Annotated in this window: 20 protein-coding genes and 1 tRNA gene; 10 read left to right on the forward strand and 11 right to left on the reverse strand. The window is 64.6% G+C overall.

Features of this window, described 5'->3' with window-relative positions; translation table 11 throughout:
• Window positions 1–38 precede the first annotated feature (38 nt).
• Both PX52LOC_RS11595 and PX52LOC_RS11600 read left to right on the forward strand, forming a co-directional pair.
• A complete protein-coding gene (locus PX52LOC_RS11595) occupies window positions 39–1046 on the forward strand; it encodes a glycosyltransferase family 2 protein (protein WP_149110253.1) in 1008 nt (335 codons plus the stop codon).
• A gap of 16 nt (window positions 1047–1062) precedes the next feature.
• Window positions 1063–1917, forward strand: coding sequence for an alpha/beta fold hydrolase (locus PX52LOC_RS11600; protein WP_149110254.1), 855 nt, complete (start codon window positions 1063–1065; stop codon window positions 1915–1917).
• 64 nt (window positions 1918–1981) lie between these two features.
• Here PX52LOC_RS11600 and PX52LOC_RS11605 read toward each other — a convergent pair whose 3' ends face one another.
• From PX52LOC_RS11605 to PX52LOC_RS11650, 10 genes are all read right to left on the reverse strand, one after another.
• Window positions 1982–6853, reverse strand: coding sequence for a hypothetical protein (locus PX52LOC_RS11605; protein WP_149110255.1), 4872 nt, complete (start codon window positions 6851–6853; stop codon window positions 1982–1984).
• Between the two features lie 39 nt (window positions 6854–6892).
• Window positions 6893–8176 (reverse strand): PilW family protein, encoded by a 1284-nt coding sequence (locus PX52LOC_RS11610; RefSeq protein ID WP_149110256.1) that lies wholly within the window; start codon window positions 8174–8176, stop codon window positions 6893–6895.
• Window positions 8177–8199: 23 nt separating this feature from the next.
• Window positions 8200–9171: a type IV pilus modification PilV family protein gene (locus PX52LOC_RS11615; RefSeq protein WP_149110257.1), complete on the reverse strand. Its 972-nt coding sequence runs from the start codon at window positions 9169–9171 to the stop codon at window positions 8200–8202.
• Window positions 9172–9337: 166 nt separating this feature from the next.
• A complete protein-coding gene (locus PX52LOC_RS11620; protein ID WP_149110258.1) occupies window positions 9338–10543 on the reverse strand; it encodes a pilus assembly FimT family protein in 1206 nt (401 codons plus the stop codon).
• Window positions 10540–11463 (reverse strand): prepilin-type N-terminal cleavage/methylation domain-containing protein, encoded by a 924-nt coding sequence (locus PX52LOC_RS11625; RefSeq protein WP_168218925.1) that lies wholly within the window; start codon window positions 11461–11463, stop codon window positions 10540–10542. The genes PX52LOC_RS11620 and PX52LOC_RS11625 overlap by 4 nt, the downstream gene beginning before the upstream one ends.
• A 16-nt stretch (window positions 11464–11479) precedes the next feature.
• Entirely contained in the window at window positions 11480–12676 is a 1197-nt protein-coding gene (locus tag PX52LOC_RS11630; protein WP_218575335.1) for a type II secretion system protein, read from the reverse strand.
• A 63-nt stretch (window positions 12677–12739) separates the two neighbouring features.
• On the reverse strand, window positions 12740–13981 hold the full coding sequence (locus PX52LOC_RS11635) for a type II secretion system F family protein (protein WP_149110261.1): 1242 nt from the start codon (window positions 13979–13981) through the stop codon (window positions 12740–12742).
• 135 nt (window positions 13982–14116) lie between these two features.
• Window positions 14117–15874, reverse strand: coding sequence for a GspE/PulE family protein (locus PX52LOC_RS11640; RefSeq protein ID WP_449280337.1), 1758 nt, complete (start codon window positions 15872–15874; stop codon window positions 14117–14119).
• 617 nt (window positions 15875–16491) lie between these two features.
• The gene (locus PX52LOC_RS11645) at window positions 16492–17682 is read right to left on the reverse strand and encodes a type IV pilus twitching motility protein PilT (protein WP_149110262.1); all 1191 of its coding nucleotides are present in this window, start codon (window positions 17680–17682) and stop codon (window positions 16492–16494) included.
• A 236-nt stretch (window positions 17683–17918) separates the two neighbouring features.
• Window positions 17919–19628: a GspE/PulE family protein gene (locus PX52LOC_RS11650; protein ID WP_149110263.1), complete on the reverse strand. Its 1710-nt coding sequence runs from the start codon at window positions 19626–19628 to the stop codon at window positions 17919–17921.
• 286 nt (window positions 19629–19914) lie between these two features.
• On the opposite strand from PX52LOC_RS11650, the gene PX52LOC_RS11655 reads away from it, so the two are divergent.
• From PX52LOC_RS11655 to PX52LOC_RS11680, 6 genes are all read left to right on the forward strand, one after another.
• The gene (locus tag PX52LOC_RS11655) at window positions 19915–21309 is read left to right on the forward strand and encodes an alkaline phosphatase D family protein (RefSeq protein WP_149110264.1); all 1395 of its coding nucleotides are present in this window, start codon (window positions 19915–19917) and stop codon (window positions 21307–21309) included.
• A gap of 174 nt (window positions 21310–21483) precedes the next feature.
• A complete protein-coding gene (locus PX52LOC_RS11660) occupies window positions 21484–22158 on the forward strand; it encodes a tetratricopeptide repeat protein (protein WP_149110265.1) in 675 nt (224 codons plus the stop codon).
• Window positions 22159–22262: 104 nt separating this feature from the next.
• Window positions 22263–23327 carry a twin-arginine translocation signal domain-containing protein gene (locus PX52LOC_RS11665; protein ID WP_149110266.1) on the forward strand — a complete coding sequence of 355 codons (1065 nt, stop codon included), beginning with the start codon at window positions 22263–22265 and terminating at the stop codon, window positions 23325–23327.
• Between the two features lie 148 nt (window positions 23328–23475).
• Window positions 23476–23871, forward strand: coding sequence for a hypothetical protein (locus PX52LOC_RS11670; protein WP_149110267.1), 396 nt, complete (start codon window positions 23476–23478; stop codon window positions 23869–23871).
• Window positions 23872–24579 (forward strand): DNA alkylation repair protein, encoded by a 708-nt coding sequence (locus PX52LOC_RS11675; RefSeq protein ID WP_149110268.1) that lies wholly within the window; start codon window positions 23872–23874, stop codon window positions 24577–24579.
• A 61-nt stretch (window positions 24580–24640) separates the two neighbouring features.
• Window positions 24641–24728 (forward strand) — tRNA-Ser (locus PX52LOC_RS11680).
• Here the strand turns inward: PX52LOC_RS11680 and PX52LOC_RS11685 are convergent.
• Window positions 24710–25189: a hypothetical protein gene (locus PX52LOC_RS11685; RefSeq protein ID WP_149110269.1), complete on the reverse strand. Its 480-nt coding sequence runs from the start codon at window positions 25187–25189 to the stop codon at window positions 24710–24712. The two genes, PX52LOC_RS11680 and PX52LOC_RS11685, sit on opposite strands and share 19 nt — an antisense overlap.
• A gap of 148 nt (window positions 25190–25337) precedes the next feature.
• On the opposite strand from PX52LOC_RS11685, the gene PX52LOC_RS11690 reads away from it, so the two are divergent.
• The gene (locus PX52LOC_RS11690) at window positions 25338–25871 is read left to right on the forward strand and encodes an IS630 family transposase (protein ID WP_149109168.1); all 534 of its coding nucleotides are present in this window, start codon (window positions 25338–25340) and stop codon (window positions 25869–25871) included.
• Window positions 25769–26374 (forward strand): transposase, encoded by a 606-nt coding sequence (locus PX52LOC_RS11695; protein ID WP_168218823.1) that lies wholly within the window; start codon window positions 25769–25771, stop codon window positions 26372–26374. The genes PX52LOC_RS11690 and PX52LOC_RS11695 overlap by 103 nt, the downstream gene beginning before the upstream one ends.
• Window positions 26375–26812: the final 438 nt, after the last annotated feature.

The raw sequence follows: 26812 nt of genomic DNA on the forward strand, positions 1-26812 counted from the left end.
TCGTGCGTGGGGATGACGCCGCGAAAGGATTCGCGCCCATGACCCCGACCGTTCTCGCCCTTAGCCCGCCCCGCTTCTCCGCGCCCCCGCTCGCCCCCACGCTCTCCGTCGTCGTGCCGCTGTTCAACGAGCACGAGAACCTGCCCACCCTTTACTCGCGTCTCGTCGACGCCCTCGACCCGCTCGGCGAAGCGTTCGAGCTCGTCTTCGTCAACGACGGCAGCCGCGACGCCACCTCGGCCATGCTCGACCTGCTCGCTGCCACCGACACCCGCGTGACGGCCCTGCACCTGAGCCGCAACTTCGGCCACCAGGCCGCGGTGACGGCCGGCCTCGACCACGCCCGCGGCGACGCCGTCGTCGTCATGGACGGCGACCTGCAAGACCCGCCGGAAGTGCTGCCGCAGTTCGTCGAGAAGTGGCGGGCCGGCCACGAGGTCGTGTACGCCGTGCGGCGGAAGCGGAAGGAAGGCCCGTTGAAGCGGCTCGGCTACTTCACCTTCTACCGCGTCCTGCGGGCCGTCGCCGATCTGGAAATCCCGCTCGACTCGGGCGACTTCTGCCTCATGGACCGGCAGGTCGTCGATCAACTGCGGGCGCTGCCCGAGCGCGTGCGGTTCGTCCGCGGCCTCCGCACCTTCGTCGGCTTCCGCCAAGTCGGCGTCGAGTACGAGCGGGACGCCCGCGCCGCCGGCCGGTCAAAGTACACCTTCCGCAAACTCGTCGGTCTCGCGGTCGACGGCATCCTGAACTTCAGCAGCTACCCGCTCCGGCTCGTCACCTACCTCGGCCTGCTGTCCGCCGCCGCCGCCGCCGGCCTCGCCGCGTGGGCCGTGTGGGACGCCGTCTCGAACCAGTCCACGCCCCGCGGGTGGGCGAGTACGATCGTCGTCGTGCTGTTCATGGGCGCGATCCAACTCATCAGCCTCGGCGTTGTCGGCGAGTACGTGCGGCGAATCTTCCTGGAAGTGAAGGGCCGCCCGCCGTACATCGTGGGAAGAGTCGCCCGTCGGGCCGAGGCCCGGCACGAGAACCGGGCGGCGTAAACCCGCGAGGTTCGGAATGCTTACCGTCACGCCCGACGAACTCCGCACCGCCGTCCGCCGCTTCGAGCAAGAAGCCGCGTGGCACGTCCTGCCAACGCCCCGCTACCGGATGCGGTACCTCACCTGGGGCGACGGCCCACGAATCCTCGTCATCGTCCACGGTCTCAACGATCAACCCCGCTCCTTCGCGATGGTGATGGGCCACCTCGTGGGCGACTTCCGTTGTGTCGCCCTCGACTTGCCGCACGGCCGCGGCGACGGCGCGACCCTCGGCGCCTACCGCCACGCCGACTACGCGCGTGACCTCCTCGCACTCCTCGATCATCTGAAGTTGGATCAGGTCGATCTGCTCGGTTCGTCGTTCGGTTCGACGATCTCGCTGCGGACCGCCGCCGAGTTCCCGGCGCGAATCCGCCGCCTCGTGCTGCAAGGCGGGTTTGCCCGGCGGCCGCTGTTGCGGTGGCAGCGCGGCCTCGCCCGGCTCGGCCGGTACTGGCCGTGGCAGATGGAACAACTCATCGGTCGAGTCACGGTCATGAAGCACTTCGAGGCCCCCGCGTTCGTCAGTGCCCCGCCGGACATCTTCGACTTTCTGATGGAGAACAGCGGCCCGTCGCCGTGCCGGGCCGTCGCCCGCCGCGTGCTGGAACTGAATAAACTCGACCTGCGGCCGCTCTTGCCGCGGGTTCGCGTTCCGGTGCTGATGCTCGGCGGCGACCGCGACACGATCGTGCCGCGGGAGTTCGAAGCGGAAGTGGAACGCGGCCTGTCGGACGTTCGCCGGGTCGAGTTCACGCCGTGCGGCCACTACCCGCAGTACACGCACCCCTCGGCGATGGCGGCCGAAGTCCGCCGCTTCCTGGCGCAATAAAAAGCCCGCCCGTCTGTGCGACGGGCGGGCCGAGCGGAACCGGATCGGAGAGGTGACCCGGCCGCTATCGGCCGGTCGTGACCGGCTCGAAGTACGGCACCACGCCCTGGTATTGCGGGGATCCTATGTCGAAGCCCGGTTGGGGGCCGGGGTTCGCGCTGATCCCGTTCGAAACCGCGAGGCCTGGGCGAAGGGTCAAAGACCCTGTCACGAGGACATTCGCGATGCCCGTCGTGGAGTCGAAGTACTCGTTCGGGTCGATCGTCATGTTATTGTTCAGATCGAAACCGAGCGACGCCACGTTAACCGCTTGGGCCGCGGCCCCGGTGCCGAGGACGAGGGTGAACGTGGTGTTCGGGTCGTTCGCGACGGCGGGTGGGAGCGGTGTGGGCGGGCCGACAACGAGGAAGTACGTTCGCCCTTCGTAGACGTAGGAAATGGCGTTGATCGTACCGGTGGTGTCTTTCGGGTGCGGCCCAAAACCGGTAGCCCGGAATTGCACGAGGGACATCCCAACGGGCGGCGCGGTCATCGGCGCCGGGTTCGATGTGGCCGTTTCCGTAAACCACAACCCCTTGGACTGTTGTGCCGTGGGCGTTGCGGTTACGGGCACGGTCGTCGGGGCCACGGGAGCTGCGGCGATCATCGAGCGGTCCACGACGGCGACGAACTTCGCCCGCAGGTCGCCGGGGATGTCGCTGAACACTTCCTTACCGAGGACCGGCGGGTTCGTCGTGTCGTACGGCCCGTTGTTCCGCACCTCGAAGTAGCCGACGGTCATCACCACGAGGTACGTGTCGGACGTGGTCGTGATGTTGTTGTACATCTTGCCGAGCATCTCGGCTTGAAGGTACGGGTGGGTTATTTGCGAGGGCGTCATGGCCGGTGGTATGGTCGACGACGTGCGATAGATCGCCGGCGCTCCCGTCGTCGTGTTCATCCGCAGGATCGTGTCCGCGATGCCCGATCCTGATGGGAGAAGCGAGCCGGGCGGTGGTGGAGTAGCCGTTGCTGCAAAGGTGGCCGTACCCAGGGGCTTGAACGGTCGGTCCGCCCCTCGAGTTATTGTGCCGTCTACATACGTCGGACCGACTTCATCAACCGTAGAGCCTATGCTTGCGGTCGACTTCGTTCGCGCAAACGAAGCAAAACTAGGTTGCGTGGAGTCCGCGGTTGGGCTGAAAAAGATACCGTTGAGCAAGGACGTGACATCACTCCCTTGGAAACTGTTAGCATTGTTGGGAGCCGTGGTACTTTGATCGAGTAGGGCTTCCAATACGCTTTGATCCCAAATCATGTTGATGTTGATCTTGCCGGGGACGCGCCCCCCTTCCGGCAGGCCGTACCCCCACGGCTTTACGCTTAACAGTTCGAGGGCCCGGTAGAGTGGGGCCGCGGCCGAAGTCCAAGGCACGGTGTGCTGGTTCGCCACGGGTGTGGCTCCGATGGTTGCGAACTGGTGCGTGACCTGATCCGTTCGCCCGACCGCCGCGTGGAGGAGTTCGATCGAGTTCACGAGCGGGCGGTCGAAGTGCGGCATCCACTCGAAGGGCAGGCGGATCATATTGTCCGACGACATCATCATTGTCGACGGGTAGTTCTGCGAGTTGTGGCGGAACAAGGACGTGACCGGCTGCTGAGGAAGCGGCATCGGGGCCGGCATCGGCTGGGATGCCGAGACGACGCACGAGGTCGCGTAAGTCGTGGGCAATTTGTTGTTCATCCCCACAGGGCCTTCCGCGCCCATGTACGGTTGGATGCGGCCCACGGACACCCGGTTCTCAATGGCCGTCGGCGTGGTCGCGCTGCGGGTGCCCGGAGCCACGCCGCCGGGGCTTTGCACGAGTTGCACCCCGTCCTCCGAATGGACGTGCGTCATGTAGTCCACGGTGAGGTACGGGTTCGTAGGGTCGGACGGCACGTACGGGTTGGCGAGGCGTTGGAGTACGACGGTGTGGTTACTGATTACGTTCAATACGTTCGTCTTGTAGTTCGCGTCCATGGCCACCGGGATCGTGTAGTACATCCTCACCCCGGCCGAATCGTTGTCCTTCAACATTGTCGCGTTGGTCGGGGCGTACTCCTTCATAGCCGGGTCCGCAGGCACATCCGGCCCCACCACCGCGATACCGTTGCGGCTCCCGGCCGCTTGGGGTTGGCCGTTATTCGGCTCAATCGAGTAGACGTAACTCGGCGTCGCGTTCACAAATGTGGGCGAATCGACCTGGAGGTTCGGCATCGTGCTGGACACCGTCCCCGTGATGTTCTGCGGGTTGCTGAGGTCCGTGACGGCCGTGGACCCACTCTGGAAGACTTGGACCCGATACGGAACCGGGGGGGCCGGGGCGAACGTGTACGGGGCCGTCATCGGCGGCGTCATAACGTTGTAGCTGAACGGCACGTTCCCCGCGAGGGCCGACGTGTCGGCCGTGTTCGGAATGCCGCCGAGCGGGCTGCCGAACGTGTCGGTGTTGCCCGTGTTCAAGAGTTCGAGCCAGAACTTCACGCGGAAGCTCTGGCTGGCCGCCGACTTGCCACGGTCGGACGGGTCGTTGGTCACTTCCGAGTAGGCCTCGTTGATCACCACGCGCGGCTTCTCGACGCCGTACACCACGCGGTTGGGGAGTTCCGTCGGGCTGAAGTTCGTCGGGTCGAACGGCATGGCGGTGTTCAGCGGGTTCCACACGAACGGCGTGCTGATGTCGTCGTTGTCGACGAGGTCCACGATGTTCGCGGCGATTTGAGCGAGGTACCGCAACACATCGTAGTCGGCGGCCGTCGCGGTGGCGGTGGCCGTCCCGACGGTCAGCGCGTAGCCCGCGGCCGGGTTCGGGAGGTTGACGGTCGTCGGCCCGGTAATGTTGGCCTTGGCGCCCACGGCCGCGATGAGCCGGATGAAGACCTCGCGGGCCAACTGGTTCCGCTCGGTCGAGGCTTGGAGCAACCGGGCCGCCATCGGCGTACCGGCGTTGACGGGGTCGGCCAGCGACTTGGTCGTGTCGGTCCGGTAGTCGAACAGGGTCCGGTTCAGGTTCACCGGCCCGATGGCGGCCATCGCCGAGCGGTAGCGGTTGATCGTCGTCGCGGTTGCGTCTTGGGTGAAGTCCGTCGCCCACGACCCCGCCGTGCCAGTGTTAGCGCTCGTGTACGGCGAGCGGAGTTGGAGGTCATCAATGTTCGTACCGCCCACGGCCAGGGCCGTGCCGTTTACCATCAGCGTCCGGCCGGTCGGGTTCGTCGTGGCGTCGCCCGCGTAGTCCCGGTAGTTCGGTTGCAGTTGCGCACGGGCGATCGAGTTGCTGGTGGTCGTTACCCGCGCCCGCACGGCGTTGACGCCGGCGCTCGTGCCGGTTTGGTTCAGGTCCGCTAGCCCGGTCGAGGGCGGGAGGAAGTAGGGTTGCGTGTAATCCACCGCGACGCCCGAGACGACCCGGCCTGAATACTTGACCGCCGACCGGCGAAGGTCTGCGAACGAGAACAGCTTGGGCGTCGACGACGTGAAGGCGTTCCACGAGTACGGGTTGAACATCTGCGGAACGGCCCCCGTCGATTCGGTCGCGTCCCCGTAGCCGGGGTTCGGGTACGTCGGGTTGCTGTAGGGCTGAGTCGCGTAGGCCGTGGTGGTGGACGTGGGGATCGTCGGCGCACTCGACGCGCCGCCGCCGTCCCAGTTCACCAGTGCGGAGGTTTGGGGGACGCTCGGGAACGGATACGAGGTCACGCCCGATGCGCCCCGGGGCGACGGGTTCGTACTGCCCATGCGGGTGCTAATCAGTTGACCCGGGTCGGCTGATGATGATGGAAAGACGCGGGCCAAGCCGATCTCCCACGGGCCGAAGCCCTGCGACGAGCCGCCCATCAGGTTTCCCGCCACGTTCGTGTTCACGCGGCCGTCCAGCGGCAAGATCGTCGGGGCGACCAGCGCGATGATGTTCTTGTCCCGCCACCGCGTCACCGGCAGGCCGACGTTGGTCCAGATGGCGTCGTTCCGCTGAATGCCCTCCGTGTTCGGAATGTTCTGCACGTCACCGGTGTACGTGCCGTCCGGGTTGGCCGGGGGGAACGGGAAATCGCTGACCGCACCGCGGCCGTCAAGGGAATCGAAGCTGTGGTCGATCGGTCGTGGGCGGATGGATTTGTACCGGCCCGCGGCGTTCAGCCAGTCGTCGTTCGCCGCGCTAAGCCCGTTGTTACTCCCGAGCGAGACACTCATCGGGGGAGCCAGGCGGCGGTCGACCGGTGGGGTCGTGTCCGGGGCCGTATAGACACCGCCGTTGAAGTGCGGCGAGACGTACGACACCTTGATGATCCGCCCCGAGATTGGGTCTTGCACGGCCACGTAGAGGTTGTTGCGGTCCGGGTAGGTGTACGGGGCGTTGCGGCCGACGTAGGCTGTGGCCGGTACCGTCGTCGCCGCGGAGCGGACGCCGAGGAACTCCGGGTCGAAGACGCGGTTGTTGCCCGCGCCACTTCGGTCGAACTGCCACGAGTAGTTGACGACCTGCCGGCGGTCGGTGATGCCGACGGACGTGGCCCCCATGTTCGTGCTCAGGTCTTCGAAGACCGTGCCGATGCCGTTGTACGGGACGTTGTTCCCGCCGTTCGGGTGGAAGCCGTAGACCATCGTGGCCATGTCGTAGCCGCGGATGCCGTTCAGCAGGGCGTTGGCGGTCGTGCCGTAGGTCGTCGTGCTCTGCGGGTCCATCGGGTAGATGAACCGGCCGAGGAAGAGGTTGGCCATCGCGGCGGCGGACGGCGGGTTGTCGTTGGTGGCAATCGACTCGCGGTTGAGCCGCGACCAGGTGGCCTGCGATTCGCCGTAGAGCGCGAACGACAGGGCGACCACGGCGAACAGCGCCACCAAGGTTAGCGTGACCAACAAGATCGCGCCGCGGCGGTGGCCGCCCGGGGCGTGCGGAGAGCGTGCGAGCATCATAACGTCACCTTGATCGAGGCCGGGCGCGGGGTCGCGGGCTTACAGGTCTTGGACGAGTGTCAGTTGACGGGTCAGCTTGTTCTTCGGGTCGTACAGCCGGATTTTGATCTGTACCGCCTTCAGGCGGATTAGCATTGGGACGCGGTTGTCGGGTTGGCCCATTGCCGGGGCTGTCGTCGAATCCCATCCGGCGAGAGCGGTCGACCACGTGTCGTAGATTCGCTGTCCGGCCAGCGTCGTGTTATTCGCCACCGGCACGAGGTCGGCAAAGGGAAACTCGTTCGTCACCGTCGTCCCGCCCGATCGATCGTCCCAGGAGGCTTTGACCTCGAAAGACAGGACGTTCGATAGCACGATGTCTTCGCCATTGCCGAGCGGGGCGACCTGATCGACCGCTCCCGTGGGGCCGCGCGTCGAGGTTAGACCGCCGAGGCGGTTGAACGGGTTCGTGATGTCAACGCAGCTGTTCAGCGTGGCCGATTGCGTGGTCGCGTCAATCCGGGTGCTCATGCCGTTGGCACCCGTAGTGCCCAACGTCGGGTCGGTGTTCTTGACCGTGAAGTCAATCCGGGGCATCGTGCCGACGGGGTCGCGCCAGAAGATGGGGGGGACGGTCGGCGGAGTCGCCTCTTTCGGCAGTAAGCAGCGAACGCGGCGGTGCAGGCTGAAGAGCTGCTGGGCGGTGCCGGTACCCGCCCCGGGGACGGTGTTGCCGGTCGATTGCTGACTGAGGAAGTACGACACCTCATACCATTGGCTCGCGAACCGTGTCGCCGCCGAGTCGAGGTTTGTCAACGAGAACTGGTTGACCGAACTGATTCGAGTTTGTTCACCCATGCTCAGCCCCCCCGCGTTGTTCTGCGGCATCTTGGCGATGGCGACCCGGTCCTGGCGGGTGGCCGGCAACCGCACGGCCATTTGCAGGATGTGGTTCACGGCCCGCGTGGACGGGATGCCGTCCGGGTCGTTGCCTTCCGCCGTGCTGGCCCCTTCTTGGGCGATGCGGAAGAACCCCCGCGGTTGTGGGCGGGCGAAGCGGTCGGGCGCGCCGATCATGTCGAGGCGGAGTTGGCTCACCTTGACCGGTTCGCCGGTCTCGGCCTCAAGGTGCGGCAGTTGCAAGTCGTTCCTCAGGACGGTCTGCGCCGTCTTCAGGCGGCCGTCGAGTTCGCCGGTCGATTTCAGCAGGCTGAAGGTGCTGACGCCGGCCCCGAACGCCTCGGCCAACACGGCCATGATGAGCATGCACAGGCCGGCGGCCACCAGGACTTCGATGAGCGTGAAGCCGGGCCGGCGGAACGGTGCTGTGGGATGAAGACGCATGGTCGCCTCGGTCGGGAGTTCGGTTATTGCGGGGTCAGCGAGGGACGTTCGAACACTTCCGCCAGGCCGGCGAAGACCACCGCCCGAGTCGTGGCCACGCTGGCGTGGATCGGCTTGATTGCCGACTGCAACTCGACGGTCAGTTGGCCCGCGGTTTCGTCGTTGACGCTGACGGCCCGGTAGAAGCTGATCCGCGTCGGGGTGAGCGGCGTCGTCGGCGACGTGGACGTGTCTGCCGTGCCGGCCGTCGTCAGCATGACCCAGCGGCCCTTGCCCAGCAGCGGCCGCGGCTGGGTTTGGTCGTAGGGAATGACCAGGCTCGTGCCGCCCACGGAATAGGAGAGGTTCCCCGTCACGTTCGGGTAGGCCACTTCCGCGTTCGCCGGCGAGAACCCGGCCGCCCGCCCGTCGAACACCAGGACCGTCAGGTCGGCCACGTTCGGGTTCGTGCTGACCGGCCGTTGCAGGACGGCCGACCAGTTGTACCGCCCCGCCCGTTCGACCGGCCCGGTCCCGCCGGTCATCACCGGCGCACCGCCCTGGTCAAAGGTCATGTCGTCCAGCAGCGTGCAGAACCGGTACGCCCGGGCGAAGTTGGGCGTCACCGAGAGCGTTTGCCGGGTCAGAGTGAACGGGGTGGCGCCGGTCGCCGACAGGCTGGCCACATTGCTCGGGGCCGCACTTTGCTGGCCGATTGGGTCGATGAAGACCGGGTCGCTGGGGTTGTTCGCATACGTGCCGAACGAATTGATAAAGGCATCCTGGCTCCCGGCCGGCTGCTCGACGACGTTCGTCTGCCAGTGCGTCCGCATCAGCGACTCGCTGTTGATGGCCGTGTCGGCACACCGCGAGTCTTTCAGCGCCTGGCCCATCTGGAGCGCACCGAGCGGGAAGAGGGCGAGCAGCGAAATCATCGCCAGGGCCGCGACGAACATCGCCACGAGGCTTTCAACCAGGGTGATCCCGCGGCGGGGCCGCGGCGTCGGCGTCATCATGGGTCGTTCCCCGGTGGGGGTCTCGTGGCGAATCGACGGTGCGAGCCGCCGGGTGCGTGCGTCCGTGACGTGAAGCGAGTCGTCCCGGCCGGCCTCTCCATTCTTCGCGGCCGGCCGGCCGATTCCAAAAAACGCGAACTACTAAAAAATCCAGCCTTCCGCGGGCCTACAGCCCGGTGTTGAGGCCGTCCTTCGCGAACTGGAACGGGTCGAAGTTCGGCGGCAGCGCGGGTGGCGGCGGGTTGATCGGCTGCGTCGAGATCGCCCCCGTCTTCGGGTAAGCGCACACGAGGATGATCTGCCCGGCCGCCGCCACGTCGGACGCGACCCGCGGGTTGATCCCACTCGGGGGGACGTTCGGAAGGTTCGAGTCTCGCATGAGGAGGGCCATCACGCCGTCGGCGATACCGACCATTTCCCCGGACGGGGCGAACAGGATATCACGGTTGCCGTTCGCGTCTGCGACCGGGGCGTTCAGGCTCGCGCTCAAATCGACGGCCATGCCGTTCGGCAAGAGCTGCGTCGGCTCGCCCAGCAACGGCCGTGGCCGGCGGAAGACGGCGAACTTCGTAGTCTGATAGGCTGGTGCGATAACTGCTGGTGGTCCCGCCTGCGTCTGCGAAAAGCCTGCGCCAAAACGGCTTCCTAACTCTGTTGAAATTGGCGAAGGTGGGGAAGGAAGAGGTGCGGGAGCCCCTAACTCCAATTCCACCACCGTATTGATCGACCATGTGACGGTTGGAGTTGTCGCATTTGGCCACATCACCGTACTGGAATTTTGTGGCGCGGGATTGTCAGTATTTCCAAGACGGAAACTAGGGTCAGGATTGGCGCTTGAGTTCGAATTCCCGCCAACCCAAATTTTAGCGATCGTGTAGGCTTGGCCCACTTCTGGCAAGTAAAGGGTATCTCCAGCCTGGATGTTGCCTGTCGGGTCCGGGATGTTAATCAAGAACACGCGGGTTTCAATCCCCGGATTCGTCGTCGATGGGTTCACCGCACCGGCTGGCGGTGGCGATTGTGTGACAATTCGTTGTATGATCAGCCGGGCCGAGGACGCGGTGATCGTCACATTCGGCGTCGGAATCCACGGGTCGGGTTGCTCGATGTAAGCGATTTCCTTGACCAAGTTTGGGTTGGCCGGGTCGGTCAGCAGGCGGATGCCGCGCGGGGCCTTGTCGCGGAGCGCACGGTTTTTGGCCGAGAGCATCCACTGACTGAGCCGGTCGGCGGACCCGACGATCTTGTACGACTCGAACGCGCTCGACTGCGACACGGCGATGGCCAAGCTCAGCAGGACGATGCCCAGGGCGATGGCGACGAGCAGTTCGACGAGCGTGAAGCCGCGGCGGGCTTGCGAATGGAGCATCATTGGTCACCTCGTGCGCCCTGGCGGCGGAGTTTGTAGCCGCAGGTGAAGCCATCGGGGATGAGGGTCAGGTCCGAAGGCGCGGCCGCCAGCGTGCCCCAATCCGGACTGTTCGTGCGTGAGACGATGGTCGGCAGCCAGTTCTGGCCGCCGAACGACGTTCGCCCTGTCGCAGTGAACGCCACACCCGACGTCAACCCGGTCAACCGGCCGGCTGGGTCGAAGGGATCGTTGTTGGTCGAGTTGGCATTTTTGATGAACGGTGGGGCGTTCAGTTCGCCATTGCCTGAACTCATGCGAATAAAGGTAATCGGGTTGCCGAACGAGTCGGTGAAGACCCGTTGGCCGGCAGTGTTGTCGCGAGGGAGCAGGGCCGACAGGGCGCCGATGGCTTCCTCGTTGAAGGTTTGGCCGCGGCTCCCCTTCTGCGTCATGATCCGGTAGAGGATCACCGCCGCCTCGTCCCCCGTGTTGCCCGGTGTGGCCACCGGCGTGAAGGCAGGACTGACGAACATGGGCGACGGCGGCAGCGTGACTAGCGTAGGTGTCGATTGAAGCGTTATCCCATTCTGGGCCTGAGTGAAGTTCTGTGGGAAGGCCCGCTTCATCCAGACGTACGTCCAGAGGGCCAACGCCCGGTCTTGGTCGTTGGCCGCCAAGGTCTTCACGGCGTCCACCTGGGCAGAGAAACCGGACTTCGTGCCCTTGAACGCATCGCGGGCGTCGTCCAACTCCGCCTTCCAGAGGGACTGGAACCCGGACTCAAGTTTCGAGACCGTGTCTTCCGTGGCCTTCACCTGCTGGCCCGCGCGGATGCGGAAGTACGCCCCGGTGCTGAGGGCGGCCAGCACCGCGAGCAGGGCCACGACCACCAGCAGTTCGATCAACGTGAAGCCGGCAGGCCGGCGGTTCGTCGCGTGCATGAGAGGCTCTCCTGGCTCAGTCCGTGACCGACAGAGCACCGCTTCGGAAGTTCGAGTAATCATCACCACCGGCGTCCTTGGTCGTGTAGCCGGACGTCTTACCGAACATGACTTGTCCGCCCGGGCCGAAGCCCCACGGCGTGGCACCAACGTCGGACCCGTTAAACCCGCCGGAGATGAGTTGGTAGCCCGTGTTGTTAACCCACTTGTTGGCCGACTCGCGGAAGGCGGTCGGACCCATCTTGGCCGGGGCCGTACTTGCGTTGAAGTTCGAAACCGCCCCGCCCCACGGGCCGATGACCAGTTCCGTGCCGGCCACGGTGTCCTTGAACGGGTAGTCGCTGACGCTCCCAATGCCGCTGGTGGACATGTACAGGTACGGTGTTTTCCACGGGTCGAGATACCATTTCTCTTCCACACCCACCGTGGTCAGCGTGTCCGTCCCCCCCGTCCAACGGATCGGCGTGGCGGCCGTGAACCCGGCCGGTGCGGGGGACAGGGCCGCGATATCCGACCCGTGGTCCTTCCCCAGCCACACCGAAGGTGCCTTGAGTCGATCGGACTTGAAATCGAAGAATGCTGCAATGCGTTGCCCGTTCGGGCTAGTGGCCGTCGCCGCGAAGGGTTGGGTGGGGCTGGTCGAAAACCCGAGGAACTCCATGTTGACGCCGCCGCTCAGGAAGAACACCAAGCATTGGTTTGGGTCGAGCAGTAGTGGGTTGCTCGGCAGGAGGCCGTCCGTCTGGAGGTTGTTGGAGTCGCCAGTCATATCCGGCGGCCCGACGGCCACGGCGTTCTTACGGAGTCCGTTGTCCAGCAGGTTCATCCGGGGCCACATGGCCTTCAGGGCGACGATCTCGGGCGAGTTCGCGGTGAAGCCGGGGGCGAACGTAATGTTCCCCATCATGTCCCGAATTTGGTAGGCCGAACACAGCCGGAACGTCCCGCTCAGGACCGTCGTGCCGTTGAACGGTGCCCCCTGTCCACTACAGGGCACGTTGCGGCCGAACTTCGCCTTAAACTGACCGAGGGCCGTGTCCAGACCGGTGATGTCGGCCCGCAGCTTCGCTTCTTCCCCCTTGCGGCGGATCGGCCCTATCGCGGCGAGAACCAAGCCGACGAGGACGGCGATGATCGTGACGACCACCAGAATTTCGATCAGCGTGAAGCCGCCGCGGCGGGACGATCGCTGCGGGGTGAGTGTCCGCAACATGGTCATTCTCCTGAGTGCAAGGACCGCCCGCGGAGGTCGTCCGCGGGCGTGAGAGTGTCTCGACTATTTCGACAGGCCTTCCAGCAGCTTAATCAGCGGCAGGAACAGCGAGATGACGATCGCCCCGATGATGCCCCCGAGGAACACGATCATGATCGGCTCGAGCAGCGAGATCAGCGACTTCACCAGCGTGTCCACTTCTTCGTCGTAGAAGTCGGCCACCTTGTAGAGCATCGTGTCCAAGTCGCCGGTTTCCTCGCCGACCTCGACCATGTTCACGACCATGTCGTCCACCAGCCGGCTTTCCCGCAGCGGGTCAGCAATCGTATCCCCTTCGCGGATGGATTCCAAAACCCGCTGGAACATCCGCTCGAAGACGAGGTTGTTGGCCGTGTCCTTGACGATGGCCAGGGCTTCGAGGATCGGCACGCCGGAACTGATGAGCGTGCCGAGCGTCCGCATCGTTCTCGCGACGATGGATTTCTCCGCGAGGCTCCCGACGATCGGTATCCAGAGCGTCATCCGGTCGAGGGCGTAGTTGCCCGCTTTCGTCATGCGGATGAGTTTTATCAGGAGGTACACGCCGAGCGGGAACAGCGGGATGACGTACCAGTAGCTCGCCACCCAGTCGGACACGTCGATGAGGATCTTCGTCGGCGCGGGAAGCGACAGGCCGAACTCCTCGAAGATCTTTTTGAACTTCGGGATGATCGACACCATGATGAACGTCAAGATGCCGACGGCGACGCAGATAACGACGCTCGGGTACACCATCGCCCCGACGATCTTCCGCTTCAGGGTCTGCGACTTTTCTTTGAACTCGGCGAGGCGCTGGAGAATGACTTCGAGGGCACCGCCGGCCTCGCCGGCCTTCACCATGTTCACGTACAGCCGGTCGAAGCACTTGGGGTGTCGGCCGAGGGCTTCCGACAGGGTCGAGCCGGACTCGACGTCTTCCACCACGTCGATGAGCGAGTTCCGCAGGGCGCTCGGCTTCATCTGCTTTTCGAGAATCCGCAGCGACCGGAGCACCGGCAGGCCGGCGTCCTGTAGCGTGCTGAACTGCCGGGTGAAGATGCAGAGCATCTTCTGCGACACGCCGCCGAGGACGAAGGTCTTGCGGCTCTTGCCGCCCTTCTTTTTCTTCCCCTTGCTGCCCTTCTTTTCCTGCGCGGCGGTGAGCTTCGTGACGAAGTAGCCCATCGCCTTGATCTTCTGCGAGGCTTCTTCTTCGTTCCCGGCATCGACCGAGTCCTTGACCTCCTGGCCAGACGTGTCGAGCGCTTCGAATTTATAAGTCGGCATGGTGTCCTCTGTGTGAAACTGACCGCGCCCGGGTGTGCCTCGCGGTCGGCGACCGGCGAGCGTCGCGGCGTAAGCGCGACGTGCCTTCCTGGGGCCGGACACGTCGCGCTTACGCCGCGACGCTCGCCTTGTCCGTTAGTCGTCCACGATCGTTTCCCGCACGACCTCTTCCAGCGTCGTCGAGCCGATGCACAGGGCGTCGATGCCGGCCTCGCGGAGGCCCTTGATGCCGATCTTGCGGGTGTACGCCCGGATCTGGTCGTTCGACGCCCCGCGGCTGATCATGTCGCGGATGTCGTCGTTAATCAGCATCAACTCGTACAACCCCGTCCGGCCCTTGAAGCCGAGGTTGTTGCACTTGTCGCAGCCCTCGCCGTAGTAGAACTTCTGGCCCTTCAATTGCTCCGGTGTGGTGTTCAGTTCCATCAACTGGTCGCGGGTCGGCTCGTAAGCTGTTTTGCAGTTCGGGCACACCCGCCGCACCAACCGCTGCGCCTGGATGGCTTCCAGCGTTGCGGTGATGAGGAACGGCTCGACGCCCATGTCCCGCAGGCGGGTGATCGACGACGGGGCGTCGTTCGTGTGCAGCGTGCTGAACACCAAGTGCCCCGTGAGCGACGCCTGAATGGAAATCTGGGCCGTTTCCAGGTCGCGGACTTCCCCGATGAGGATCACGTCCGGGTCTTGCCGCAGGATGGCCCGCAGGGCGGCGGCGAACGTCAGGTCGATCTCGTGGTTGATCGGGCACTGCACGAGGCCGTCGATTTCGTACTCGACCGGGTCTTCCGTGGTGATGATCTTCGTCTCGATGTCGTTCAACTCGGACAGGGCCGAATAGAGCGTTGTCGTCTTGCCGGACCCGGTCGGCCCCGTCACGAGACAAATGCCGTTCGGCTTCTTGATGACCTCCCGGAAGTCAGCGAGGAGTTGCGGCGGCATGCCGATGCGGTCGAGCGACAGGCCGACGTTCGACTGGTCGAGCACTCGGATGACGACACTCTCGCCGAACAGAGTGGGCAACACGCTGACCCGCATGTCGATCCGGCTGGCCCCGAGGTTCAGTTCGATCCGCCCGTCCTGCGGCAGCCGGCGCTCGGCGATGTCGAGGTTCGCCATGACCTTGATCCGGCTGGAAATGGCCGTGGCCAGGTGGCGGGGCGGCGGGACCATCTCGTACAGCACGCCGTCGCACTTGTACCGCATCTTGTACTCGTCTTCGAACGGCTCGAAGTGGACGTCCGAGGCGTGGTCGCGGATGGCCATGAGCATCACCATGTTGATGAGCTTCCGCACCGGGGCGGAGTGGGCCATTTCCTCGACGCTGTTCAGGTCGATGCTCGTTTCCCGCTTGCCGACGGCCTTGTTCAGGTCGGCGTCCCCTTCGATTTCCTTGAGGATGCTCGCGATCGACTCCTCGTCGGCCCCGCCGGCCCCGGCCCCGCCGGCCCCGGTCGAGTACGCCTTGTTCATCAGGTCGTCGACGGCCTTCGGCGGCGCGAGGACGGCCTTCACGTCGGCGATGCCGAGGAAGTTGCGGATGTCGTCGAGGGCTTGCAGGTTGTTCGGGTCGGACATCGCCACGGTCAGGACGTTGTTCTCGAACGTCAGCGGCACGACCTTGTACAACTCCGCCATCGTGTGCGGAACCTTGGCCGTGGCGTCCTTACTCGGCTTCACGTCGTCCAGGCTCTGCACCTTCATGCCGTGCAGTTCGGCCTGGGCTTGCAAGAGCTGGTCTTCGTTGACGAGGCCCCGCTCGGCGACGAGCTCGGTCAGTTTGCTCTCACTGGTCCGCATCTCCTCGTAGATCGAATCGAGTTGCGCGTCGTCGAGGAACCCGAGGTCCACGAGCTTCTGGCCGAGTTGCTTCGTGTTCGAGTCGACGTGCGTCAGCGACTTCTTCTGCGGCTTCGGCGCGGGCTTCGGGGCCGGGGCGGCGGCGGGCTTGGGTCCGCCGGGCGTCGGTCCGGCGGCCGGGCGGGGTGCGCCCGGTACCGGCGGCTTGGCACCGCCCGCGGCGGCGGGGGCTTGCGGCCGGGGCGCACCCGGTGCGCCGGGCGTGGTTGGTCTCGCACCGGGAACGCCCGGCGTTGTCGGCCGGGGTGCGGGGGCTGTTCCGCCGGCCGGGGGGGCGGGCTTGGGCGCAGGTGCGACCGGCTTCTGTGCGGCAGCGCCGGGCGTACCGGGGGCCGGCGCGGGTTTGGGCGCGGGGGCGACCGGGCGTTGTGCGCCGGCGGGGGCTTGGCCCGATGTTGCGGGCCGTTGTTGCGGGGGCTGCCCCGGTGTAGCCGGCTTCGCGCCGTTGGCCTGCGGCGGCACGGCTGGCTTCGCCCCGGCCGCCGGCTGCGTACCGGGGGCCACCGGCTTCTTCGGGTCGTTCGGGAGTGGCGGAGTCGTCGACATCGGGGGTTCGCCTTTATTCGTGGGGACGGCGGCTCGACCAAATGTTGGGAGCCGGCCGATGTATTTCGAGAATCGCCCGCCGACCGTGGCCGGCGGGCGCGGGATCGTTACCGCTTGTAGGGAGCCTTCTTGGGCTTGGAACGACCGTCGTCATCGTCGTCGTCATCGTCTTCCACGTCGCTGTCGTCCTCGTCCTCGTCTTCGTCATCGTCCTCTTCATCGAGGAGGCCGCGCTCGTAGGCGGCGATCTTGGCCGCGAGTTCGGCCGGCTTCGCGGCCTTCAACAGCGCTTCTTCCTTCTCGACGAGTTGTTCCTTCCAGAGCGAGAACAGCGACTCGTCCAGCAAGAACATGCCGTGCTTCCGGCCGGTCTGGATGGCCGAGTCGATCCGGTAGACCTTGTTTTCACGGACCAGGTTCTGGATGGCCGGCGAGACGACCATCATCTCGTAGGCCGCGATGACGCCGTCGGGCTTCTTCGGCAAGAGCGCCTGCGACAGCACGCCCATGAGCGCGGTCGAAAGCTGCGTGCGGATCTGGTCCTGCTGTTCCTTCGGGAACACGTCGATGATCCGGTTGATCGTGGACGCCGCCCCGGAGGTGTGGAGGGTGCCGAACACGACGTGGCCGGTTTCGGCCGCTTCGATGGCCGCGTGGATCGTTTCCAAGTCTCGCATTTCGCCGACGAGGATCACGTCCGGGTCCATCCGCAGGGCCCGCCGCAAGCCTTCCTTGAACTCCGGCACGTCCACGCCGATCTCGCGCTGGTTGACGGTACACTTCTTGTGCTTGTGGAAGTACTCGATCGGGTCTTCCAACGTGATGATGTGCCGGTCGTAATTGTCGTTGATGAAGTTAATCATCGACGCCAGTGAGGTCGTCTTGCCCGACCCCGTCGGCCCCGTCACGAGGAGCAACCCCCGCGGCCGGACGATAAGCGAGCGAATCGCTTCCGGCATCTTCAGCTGCTCGAACGTGAGGAACTGGCTCGGAATTCGCCGCATCACCATGCCGATGGTGCCGCGCTGCTTAAACACGGCCACCCGGAAGCGGTAGCCGTCCACGTACTCGATGGCGAAGTCGGTGCCCCCTTTTTGCTGCAACTCCTGCTGGCAGCGGTCGGGGGTGATCGACTTCATGAGACCCGTGGTGTCGTCCGGGTCGAGGATTTTCGCGTCGAGCTTGCGCAGCCGCCCACCGGCCCGGATGACGGGCGGTTGACCGACGCTGATGTGCAAGTCGCTGGCCTTCAGTTGGATCACTGTGGACAGCAACTTCTCCATTGCCACGGTGGCCACGGCACACTCCTTAACGGTGCGCGACGCGAGACGGCGAACGCTTCAGACGGGCATTTTTCTGGGACCGGAGCAGATACGTGGCGAGTCACGCCGTCCGCTCCGGGCATGTCCGATTGTTCGCCGACTCTCGTCCCGAACCAAATAATCGCCGGAAGATTCTTCCGGCGAGGGAAATGGGTCCGTCCATTGGAACGCCCCGCGTCGTGCGAGGCGTCGTTTTCAGGCTCGACAGAGAATTAGTGCCCGCCCTCAGAGTGGCAAATGCTCAAAACCTCTTGCAGGGTCGTGTTCCCCTTCATCACTCGTAACACACCGTCGTCGAGAAGAGTGTGCATCCCGCCCGCTCGGGCCTTCCGCCGGAGTTCCTGGGCCGGGGCCTGAGCGAACGTCAATTCTCGCAACGGCCCGTTCATTCGCATCATCTCGAAGATCGCCTGCCGCCCGCGGTAGCCGCCTTGTCGGCAATGGTTACAGCCGCGGCCTTTCATGAAGTTCCCGGTCTTGGCCTTCTCAGGGCTGATGCCGGCAGCTTGCAATTCCGCTTCCGTGGGCATACTGGGCTCTTTGCACTTCGGGCAATTCACCCGTACCAACCGCTGGGCCATAACCGCGATAACCGAGCTGGCCGTGAGGAACGGCGGGACTCCGATGTCGGTCAGGCGTGTGATAGCACTGGGCGCATCGTTCGTGTGCAGCGTACTGAAAACCAAGTGTCCGGTCAAACTGGCTTGAACAGCGATTTCGGCCGTCTCTTTATCTCGAATTTCCCCGACAAGGATGATGTTGGGGGCTTGCCGCAACATCGAGCGGATGATGCGAGCGAAGTCGAGCCCAATCTTGTGCTTGACCTCCACCTGATTGATGCCGGGCAGATAATACTCGACCGGGTCTTCCGCGGTGATGATCTTTCGGTCAGGCCGATTCAACTCGTTCAAAACGGCGTAAAGGGTGGTCGTCTTACCGGAACCGGTTGGGCCGGTCACGAGGAAAATACCGTTCGGTCGTTTGATGATATTCTGGAAGCGGACGTACTCTTCTTCCGCGAAGCCCAAGTCTTTGACACTGACCTGAATGTTGCCCCGGTCGAGAATCCGCATGACGGTCGATTGGCCGTGAACGCTCGGAAGAAGGCTCACACGAAGGTCGAAGTGTTTACTGGCGACCGTCATCTTGATCCGGCCGTCCTGCGGTCGCCGTTTTTCGGAAATGTCGATGTTCGACATAATCTTAATGCGGGACGTGAGAGCCGACTGAAGTCGGCGCGGCACGGCGTCGCGTTCGACCAACACGCCGTCGATCCGGTAGCGGATGCGAACCCGATCCCCGAACGGCTCGACGTGGATGTCGGACGCCCGCTGCGCGACGGCTTCCGAGATGATGAGATTCACCAGCCGGATGACAGGAGCATCGCTCCCCTCATCGGCCGCGAGAGCGGAAGCACTGTCCACCTGCGTGAACTCGATGGCCGTGTCGGTGAACTCGACGAGCATCGAGTCAACCGACTCGGTTTCGGTCTGGCCATAATTCCGGTTAATGGCTTCCTGAATCTGTTCCTGCGGGGCAAGAACCGGCTGAATGTCCCGGTTGAGGACGAAGCGGAGTTTGTCGAGTGCCTCGATGTTCGTCGGATCGGTCATCGCGATCTTCATCACGTTGCCTTCGAGGGCCAACGGGAGGACGAAGTTTTCGCGGGCGATCGACTCGGGCACGAGTTCCGTGACGGCCTTCGGAATTTCCGCGTTCGCCAAGTCCATGAACTCGAACCCGCTGTGCTCGGCCATCGCGCGGGAAGATTCGAGCAGCGGGACGTAGTTCAGTTTCGCGAGCGCGTCTTGCAGCCGCAACCCCGTCGAGGCGGCCATGCTCACGGCTTCCTCGACCTGATCGGGGCTGATGAGCTTCTTCTTGACGAGCACGTCGGTAAAGTCGTTCCTTGCCTTGGCCATAGTGAATGCTCCTGAGAACGGTGGCGATGTGTGTCCGGCCGATTTCGGGTCAGTGCGTGGGACGCCCCGATGTTTGGAAACTACGAACTGGCATTGAGATTCGGCAACCCGGTCCAAAGAATGATGAATCAACGCGGTCGGTCATATGAGTGGTCGATGAGAAGGAATCTTTTCTCTATCTTGTCCGAACGCACCCCCTTTCCACAAGTGTTGAATTGTTAAAATTGCTGTGAAACGGGGAAGTGGCACCGATCTGAGCCACGTATCACCCCGCAGGAGCAACACCATGCCCCGCGTTCTGTTGGCATTCCTCCTGTTCGCGGCCTCGCTGCCGGCCACGGCCCAGGACAAGCCGCTCACGCGAATCGCCTTCGGCTCGTGTGCCGATCAAGACAAGCCGTGCCCGATCTGGGGGGCCATCGGCAAACTCCAACCGGAACTGCTCGTCCTCCTCGGTGACACGATCTACGCCGACCTCGACAAGTCGAAGGCGGTAACGTCGGCCCTCATCCAGTCGAAGTACGACATCCTCAACGCGCTCCCGGCTTTCGCCGCCCTGCGGAAGTCCACGCCGATGATGGCGGTCTGGGACGACCACGACTACGGCAAGAACGACGGCGATGCCCGCTTCCCGCTGAAGGACCAGTCGCGGCAAATCTTCCTCGACTTCCTCGCCGTGCCGAAGGACTCACCGCGGCGGACCCGCAAGGGCGTGTACGACGCGCAAGTCTTCGGCCCGCCGGGGAAGCGCGTGCAGGTGATCCTCCTCGACGGCCGTTACCACCGCAGCACGATCAAGACGAAGTTCGACCCGCGGCGGCGGTTGACCGAGTCGATTCCGACTGACGACCCGGCCGCCACGTTCCTTGGCGAGGAACAATGGAAATGGCTGGAGGAGCAATTGAACGTGCCCGCCGAAGTCCGGCTGCTGGGTTCCGGCATTCAACTGCTATGCGACGAACACCCCTTCGAGAAGTGGGCACTCATCCCGCATGAACGGGACCGTCTGTACAAACTCCTGCGCGACACGAAGGCCAACGGGGTCATCGTTCTCAGCGGCGACCGCCACCTCGCGGAACTGTCGGTGTCCACCGACGCGATCGGCTACCCGCTCTACGACATCACGAGCAGCGGCTTCAACCAGGCGACGAACTCCTGGCGTGCCCCGGAGAAGAACCGCCACCGCGTGGCCGCCATGCCGTTCGGCAACAACTTCGGCTTCATCACCATCGACTGGGCGAGCGAAACCAGCCCGCGGATCGGCCTGGAGTTGCGCGACGAAGCCGGCGAAGTCGCGATCCGTCACCCGATCCGCCTTGGCCTACTGACGGCCGGCGACCAACCGGGAAAGGCGGTGGTGAAACTGCCGGAAGGGATGATCAATCCGGCCGCGGCCCTGAAGGGCAAGGTGGGCGACGAGGTGACGGTGCAATTCGAGGTGCAAGCGGCCCGCGTGACGGCCGACAAGAAGCGGCTGTTCCTGAACAGCGAGACCGACTTCCGCGACGAGAAGAACTTCACCGTCGTCCTCAACGCGAAGGCCCGCGACGGCACCTACAAGGACGCGACCGGCGACACGTTCAAGGGCAAGACAGTCCGCGTGAAGGGCAAACTGTCCGCGTACCAGGGCAAGTTGCAGATCGAAGTGGACGACGAGAAGCAGGTGGAGGTGGTGAAGTAGGTCCGACGGCCGATTCTCCCTTCGTGATTTCCGAATCACGACAAAATCCGCACGATCGGTCAACTTCGCCCAAATTCGCACTCGCTTTCCACATCTTGCCCATCTTTCTGAATTTGCCTCTTCCGCATCGCCGATCTTTCTCGCAGAGTCCCCCGATTCTCGCGAGTCCCCGCGATGGCACGCTGGCTGGTTCTCGTTTGCTTGGCGACCGCCGGGTGCGTCACGCTCGGACCGCCGGCCCCCGCGCCGGTCGTGCCCGAAGCGGGGGAAGCCGTCGATCACCTCGCGATGGCGGCCGATGCGTTGGCCGAGGGGGAAGAGCGGAAGGCCACGGTTTACCTCTCGGCCCACCTGTCCGACCACCCCGACGAGGCAATGACGCGGGCACAGTTGGCCGAGTTGCTGTTCCGGCAGCAACGCCCCGTGGAAGCCCGTGCGGAGTTCGAGCAGTTCGTCGCCACGGCCCAACCGATGACCGGCGTTCCGCAGAAGCACCTCCTGCACGCCCACACGCGGCTAATGCTGATCGCCCAGGACGAGCACGACGCCTACGCGGAACAACTCCACCGCGGCATCGGCTTGCTCACGCTGGTGAAGGGGTGGGACGCCGACGCCACCCGCCGCGATGAGGCGGCCGCGAACGAGACGCTGGCGAAGGCCGTGAAGGCACTCCGGGCGGCCCGCGCCGAGAAATCCGGCGATGCGCGGGCGAATCTGTACCTCGTGATGGCGTACACGCGCATGGGCCAACCCTCGGCCGCCCGCGCGGCGAGGGTCTGCTTCGACGCAGCCGTTCCGATGGGTTTGACGGCGTGGGAACAGTCGCAGGCGGCCGACGCACGGCCGTGAATCGCATTTCTCCACTTCCACTTCCGCCTGTTGCGTTTCCGCCCGTCGCCACTTACACTGGGACATCTCCCGCCCGATTCACGTTTCCCCCTCCCGGTGACTTCATGCAACGACGCGACTTCCTCAAAGCCTCGGCCGCCACCACACTCACGGCCGCGACCGGGCCGATCATCCTCGGGGCGGACAAGAAGGCCGGCACCGACACGCCGGTCATCGGCATCGACGGCCACCGATACGAGTGCCATCACAACTGGGGCACACTGCCGACCAGCCTCGAATGGCAGACCACGCACAACGTCGCCATCGACTCCAACCAGCACGTCTACATCACGCAGCAGGGGCACGCTGGCAAGAAGGGCCTCGACACGGTGATGGTGTTTGACACGGCCGGCAAGTTCGTGAAGTCGTTCGGCAAGGAGTGGCACGGCGGCGGCCACGGAATCGACGTTCGCAAGGAGGGCGGCGAGGAGTTCTTCTACTACACGAACACCTGGAAGAGTCCGAAGGTCGTGAAGATGAACGCGAAGGGCGAGACGGTGTGGAAGCTCGAACGCCCGCCGACGCCGGAGTACAACGACCCGAAAAAGGCGTATAACCCGACGAACGTGGCCTTCTGCCCGAACGGTGACGTGTTCGTTGGCGACGGCTACGGCTCGAACTACATGCTGAAGTTCGACAAGGACGGCCAGTTCCTGAGCATCTTCGGCGGCAGCGGCAAGAAGGACGGGCAGTTCGCCACGCCGCACGGTAACTGGATCGACGAGCGCACCAAGGACAAGCCGACGCTGGTGGTGTGCGACCGTGCGAACGCCCGCCTGCAAACCTTCGACCTCGCCGGCAAGCACCTCAGCACGACGGAGAAGGGCACCGTCCTCTTCCCCGCGAACATCGACATCCAGGGCGACACGATGCTCGTGCCGGACCTGCACGCGCGGGTCAGCCTCTTCGACAAGGCCGGCCAACCGATCGTGCACCTGGGCGAAGACAAGGAGTGGCGGGAGAAAGTCGTCGGCAGCCTGAGCAAAGGGCCGGCCGTGCGGTCGCAGCCGAAGTTGTGGGAGGTGGGCAAGTTCGTCCACCCGCACGACGCCTGCTTCGACGGGGCTGGCAACATCTACGTGGTGGAGTGGGTCGACGGCGGGCGGATCACGTTCTTGAAGAAGGTGTAGGGGCGGATGGCCCGGCCGGGACGGACCGGATGAGAGGTGGGTCGCGGAAGCCGGTTCGTTGTTGCGTTCGCCGGCGCGGGCGGGGATAATCGCCGACCGGGCGGTGAACGCTCGACACGACCCCTCTCCTGTGTCGCGGGGCTGGCCCATGCGCCTACTCGGTTTCTTGTTTAACCTCTTGATCCTGGCCGGCTTTATCGCCGCCATCCTTTACTTCACCGGCGTTCTCGGTCGACGGGCCGGGGGCAAAAGTGGCCTCCGCCTTCGCCTCTCTCGCAAGGACGTCCGGGCCTACGCCCGCCGCTACCTGAAGAAGTTCCCCGGCACGAAGGCGAAGAGCCTGCGGGAAGCCTTGCGGCAAGAGTTCCTGCCGGAGCGGGTTGCCAAGCAGTCCGCGGACGAGCAGGCTCTGGGGTGCATGATGTTCGGCCTCGGCGGCCTGTTAGCGCGGGCCGCCATGGTTCAGGCGAGCGATTCCGAGATCGAAGACATCAAGGAAATGATCGAGGACGTGATCGACGAACTGTACCGAGAGGACGACTGAATGACCCTCGCCGAAGTCTTGGCCGACCTGCAAGTCCACGGCACCGCGCAGACGAAGAAGACCCACGCCCGGCACGGTGCGCGCGAGCCGTTCTTCGGCGTGAAGGTCGAGCACCTGAAGGTGCTGCAAAAGAAAATCAAACGCGACCACGCCCTTTCGCTCCAACTCTACGACACCGGCAACTCGGACGCGATGTACCTCGCCGGGCTGATCGCCGAACCGGCGAAGATGACGAAGGCCCAGTTTCAGAAGTGGGCGAAGGGGGCGTACTGGTCCATGCTCAGTTGCTTCACGGTCCCGTGGGTTGCGTCCGAATCGCGGTTCGGCCGGGAACTGGCGCTGGCGTGGATGGATTCGCCGAAGGAGCAAATCGCGGCCGCCGGGTGGGCGACGTATTCCAGCCTCGTCGCGATCACGCCGGACGAGGACCTCGATCTCGACGAAGTCACCGGGTTGCTGGAGCGGGCACGCGACACCCTCCCGGCGGCCGCGAACCGGGCGAAGTCCGCGATGAACAACTTCATCATCTCCGTCGGCGGGTACGTGGCCCCGCTGTTAGGCCGGGCGAAGGCGATCGCGAAGGAGGTCGGCCCGGTCGAGGTAGACGTGGGCGACACCGACTGCAAGGTGCCGAACGCGACGGCGTACCTTGCGAAGATCGAGGCGATGGGCCGGGTGGGAAAGAAACGGAAATCGGCCGCGTGCTGACGATCGCGGCCCGCGGTCATACGATGAACCTCTCGGTTCGGTCGCGTGTCAGAGTTCAAACGGAGCGGTGCTCGAGCGGCTGAAGAGGCGGCACTGGAAATGCCGTATACGGTATCCCCGTATCGAGGGTTCAAATCCCTCCCGCTCCGCTAAACATGTGCGCGTCATTTCGCAGTGAATCGCAGGGATTCGTCAGAATCCCTCGATTTACAGTTATGTCCTCTCTTTTCCGAAGTTCCTTGCGATTCCCTGCGGTCGTCTGCTGCGCCTTATTTTGCGCCTCTGGTGCGCCGCTTTTTGCGCCGCCCACCGCCCGCGCGTAGTGGTCGTCCGTCGTCTGGGCGTAGTGCTTCAGGCAGACCTTCGCGTCGTGGCCCATCCAGAGCGCGACAACGTGGACCGGGAACAATTCGAGCAGTTCCGTTTCTCGACTGGCCCGCATGTTGTGGAACAATCTCGGCCACGTATCGAGGCCGGCCCGGTGGACGATCTTCGTGAACGTCGTTCGCAGGTTCGCGTTCATCCACTGACCCGGCTTCCGACACGCGGCCGCGCGGAAGCCGTCGCCCGTTGTTCCGCCGACGACGTGCGTCTGCCCGGCTTCAACCAACTCAAAGGCTTCTTCCAGGTACGGACGAAGTTCGGCGAACAGCGGTATCTCCCGACTGCCCTTGCCTTCGTACCGGTCGGTCTTGGGGCTACTGATTCGGAGTTAAGCAACGCTATTCTCTGATGCCCTCGATCCCTACGTTTCCGGGATGAGGAGCAAAGGAACTGCCCAGGAGTTGGAAGCCCGCCGCCGGTTGGCTGCGGCGAAGTGCGGCGAGGGGTGGACGCAGGTCGAGGTGGCCGCCTTCCTGGGCGTTCACCCGGTCACCGTGGCCAAGTGGATGGCCCGCCACCGCCGCGACGGCGACGCCGGACTGACGGCCAAGCCGACACCGGGTCGGCCGCGGTTCCTGTCCCCCGCCCAGGAGCGGCAGGTGCTCCGGTGGCTGGACCAGAAGCCGACGGCCCACGGGTTCCGGACCGATCTGTGGACCTCTCGGCGGGTGACCGAATTGATCCGCCGGAAGCTCGGCGTGGCCTTCCACCCGGACTACCTGCGGGCGTGGATGCGGGGCCGCGGGTACAGCCCACAGAAGCCCCGCCGGCGGGCGAAGCAGAAGGACCAGCCGGCCATCGACGGGTGGGTGAAGAACGACTGGCCGCGGGTCGAAAAAAAGCCGCGGCGGCCAAGGCCCACCTCGTCCCGATCGACGAAACGGGGCTGTTCCCCAACCCGCTGGTGAAGCGGTCGTGGGCCAAGGTCGGGAAGACGCCGGTGCTGGCCGCCGACGGCGGCCACCGGGACAAGGTGTCAGCCATCGGGGCGGTGACGGTGTCCCCGACCGGCCGGCGGCTGGGGTTCTACTTCGCGACCGAGCCGGGCGGGTTCTTCACCGCCGACAAGGTCGTCGCCTTCCTCCGCGACGTGCTGCGGCACCTGCGGGGGAACGTGGTCGTCGTGTGGGACCGGGGGAGCAACCACCGCGGGCCGGCCATCCGCAACTTCCTCGCCCGGAACCGGCGACTGCGGTTGGAGATGTTGCCGCCGTGGGCTCCGGAGCTGAACCCGGTGGAGGCCGTGTGGTCGTGGCTGAAGTACGGCGAGTTGGCCAACTTCGTGCCGGACGACACCGCGCACCTCGACGACGAGGTCGTCGATCGCCTGATCGAGTTGAAGTTCGATCCCCGGCTACTGCGGGCACTGTGGGAGCGATCGATACTGCCGTTCCCAGGGATCAATCAATAGCCTTCGTTAGCTCCGAATCAGTAGACCCGATGGGTGGACGAATGACACGCCGCGTCGGTGTGCGTTGCGACAGGGCTCGATTTTAGTGTACCAAAGTCGATCAAGTGTACTGGTGGACAATGTGAAAATGTTCGGTCACATGCCCGCCGCTGGAGCGTGCCAACCCAGTGCCGCATAAAGATGGCGGTTGGCGGGTAGGGACGGTCTCGGGGCCGCAGGCCGGTCGAACCCCCCCAGAGGGCGACGGCCCGCCCCCAGGTCGTAGGCGGAAGCGAACCGATCGGGCACGAGAAAACCGCTATGCGGAGTCGAAGCAGAGGAACGAAGTAAACGAAATCGACGAAGAAACCTCGCCCGACAAGCCCCGCCCCCTTTCTCGTCCGTGCCGGTATGCGACTCCGAGCCTTCGCTCGTATCATTCGTTAGTTTCGTGCGGCG

It is taken from the genome of Limnoglobus roseus (assembly GCF_008254045.1).
GTDB classification, from domain to species: Bacteria; Planctomycetota; Planctomycetia; order Gemmatales; family Gemmataceae; genus Limnoglobus; species Limnoglobus roseus.

Coding starts and splice junctions, on each gene's coding strand:
- PX52LOC_RS11630 (WP_218575335.1), bottom strand. CDS start 12,676: ATGTTGCGGACACTCACCCCGCAGCGATCGTCCCGCCGCGGCGGCTTC.
- PX52LOC_RS11635 (WP_149110261.1), bottom strand. CDS start 13,981: ATGCCGACTTATAAATTCGAAGCGCTCGACACGTCTGGCCAGGAGGTC.
- PX52LOC_RS11605 (WP_149110255.1), bottom strand. CDS start 6,853: ATGATGCTCGCACGCTCTCCGCACGCCCCGGGCGGCCACCGCCGCGGC.
- PX52LOC_RS11690 (WP_149109168.1), top strand. CDS start 25,338: ATGAGGAGCAAAGGAACTGCCCAGGAGTTGGAAGCCCGCCGCCGGTTG.
- PX52LOC_RS11615 (WP_149110257.1), bottom strand. CDS start 9,171: ATGATGACGCCGACGCCGCGGCCCCGCCGCGGGATCACCCTGGTTGAA.
- PX52LOC_RS11675 (WP_149110268.1), top strand. CDS start 23,872: ATGACCCTCGCCGAAGTCTTGGCCGACCTGCAAGTCCACGGCACCGCG.
- PX52LOC_RS11665 (WP_149110266.1), top strand. CDS start 22,263: ATGCAACGACGCGACTTCCTCAAAGCCTCGGCCGCCACCACACTCACG.
- PX52LOC_RS11655 (WP_149110264.1), top strand. CDS start 19,915: ATGCCCCGCGTTCTGTTGGCATTCCTCCTGTTCGCGGCCTCGCTGCCG.
- PX52LOC_RS11650 (WP_149110263.1), bottom strand. CDS start 19,628: ATGGCCAAGGCAAGGAACGACTTTACCGACGTGCTCGTCAAGAAGAAG.
- PX52LOC_RS11660 (WP_149110265.1), top strand. CDS start 21,484: ATGGCACGCTGGCTGGTTCTCGTTTGCTTGGCGACCGCCGGGTGCGTC.
- PX52LOC_RS11670 (WP_149110267.1), top strand. CDS start 23,476: ATGCGCCTACTCGGTTTCTTGTTTAACCTCTTGATCCTGGCCGGCTTT.
- PX52LOC_RS11595 (WP_149110253.1), top strand. CDS start 39: ATGACCCCGACCGTTCTCGCCCTTAGCCCGCCCCGCTTCTCCGCGCCC.
- PX52LOC_RS11600 (WP_149110254.1), top strand. CDS start 1,063: ATGCTTACCGTCACGCCCGACGAACTCCGCACCGCCGTCCGCCGCTTC.
- PX52LOC_RS11620 (WP_149110258.1), bottom strand. CDS start 10,543: ATGATGCTCCATTCGCAAGCCCGCCGCGGCTTCACGCTCGTCGAACTG.
- PX52LOC_RS11610 (WP_149110256.1), bottom strand. CDS start 8,176: ATGCGTCTTCATCCCACAGCACCGTTCCGCCGGCCCGGCTTCACGCTC.
- PX52LOC_RS11625 (WP_168218925.1), bottom strand. CDS start 11,463: ATGCACGCGACGAACCGCCGGCCTGCCGGCTTCACGTTGATCGAACTG.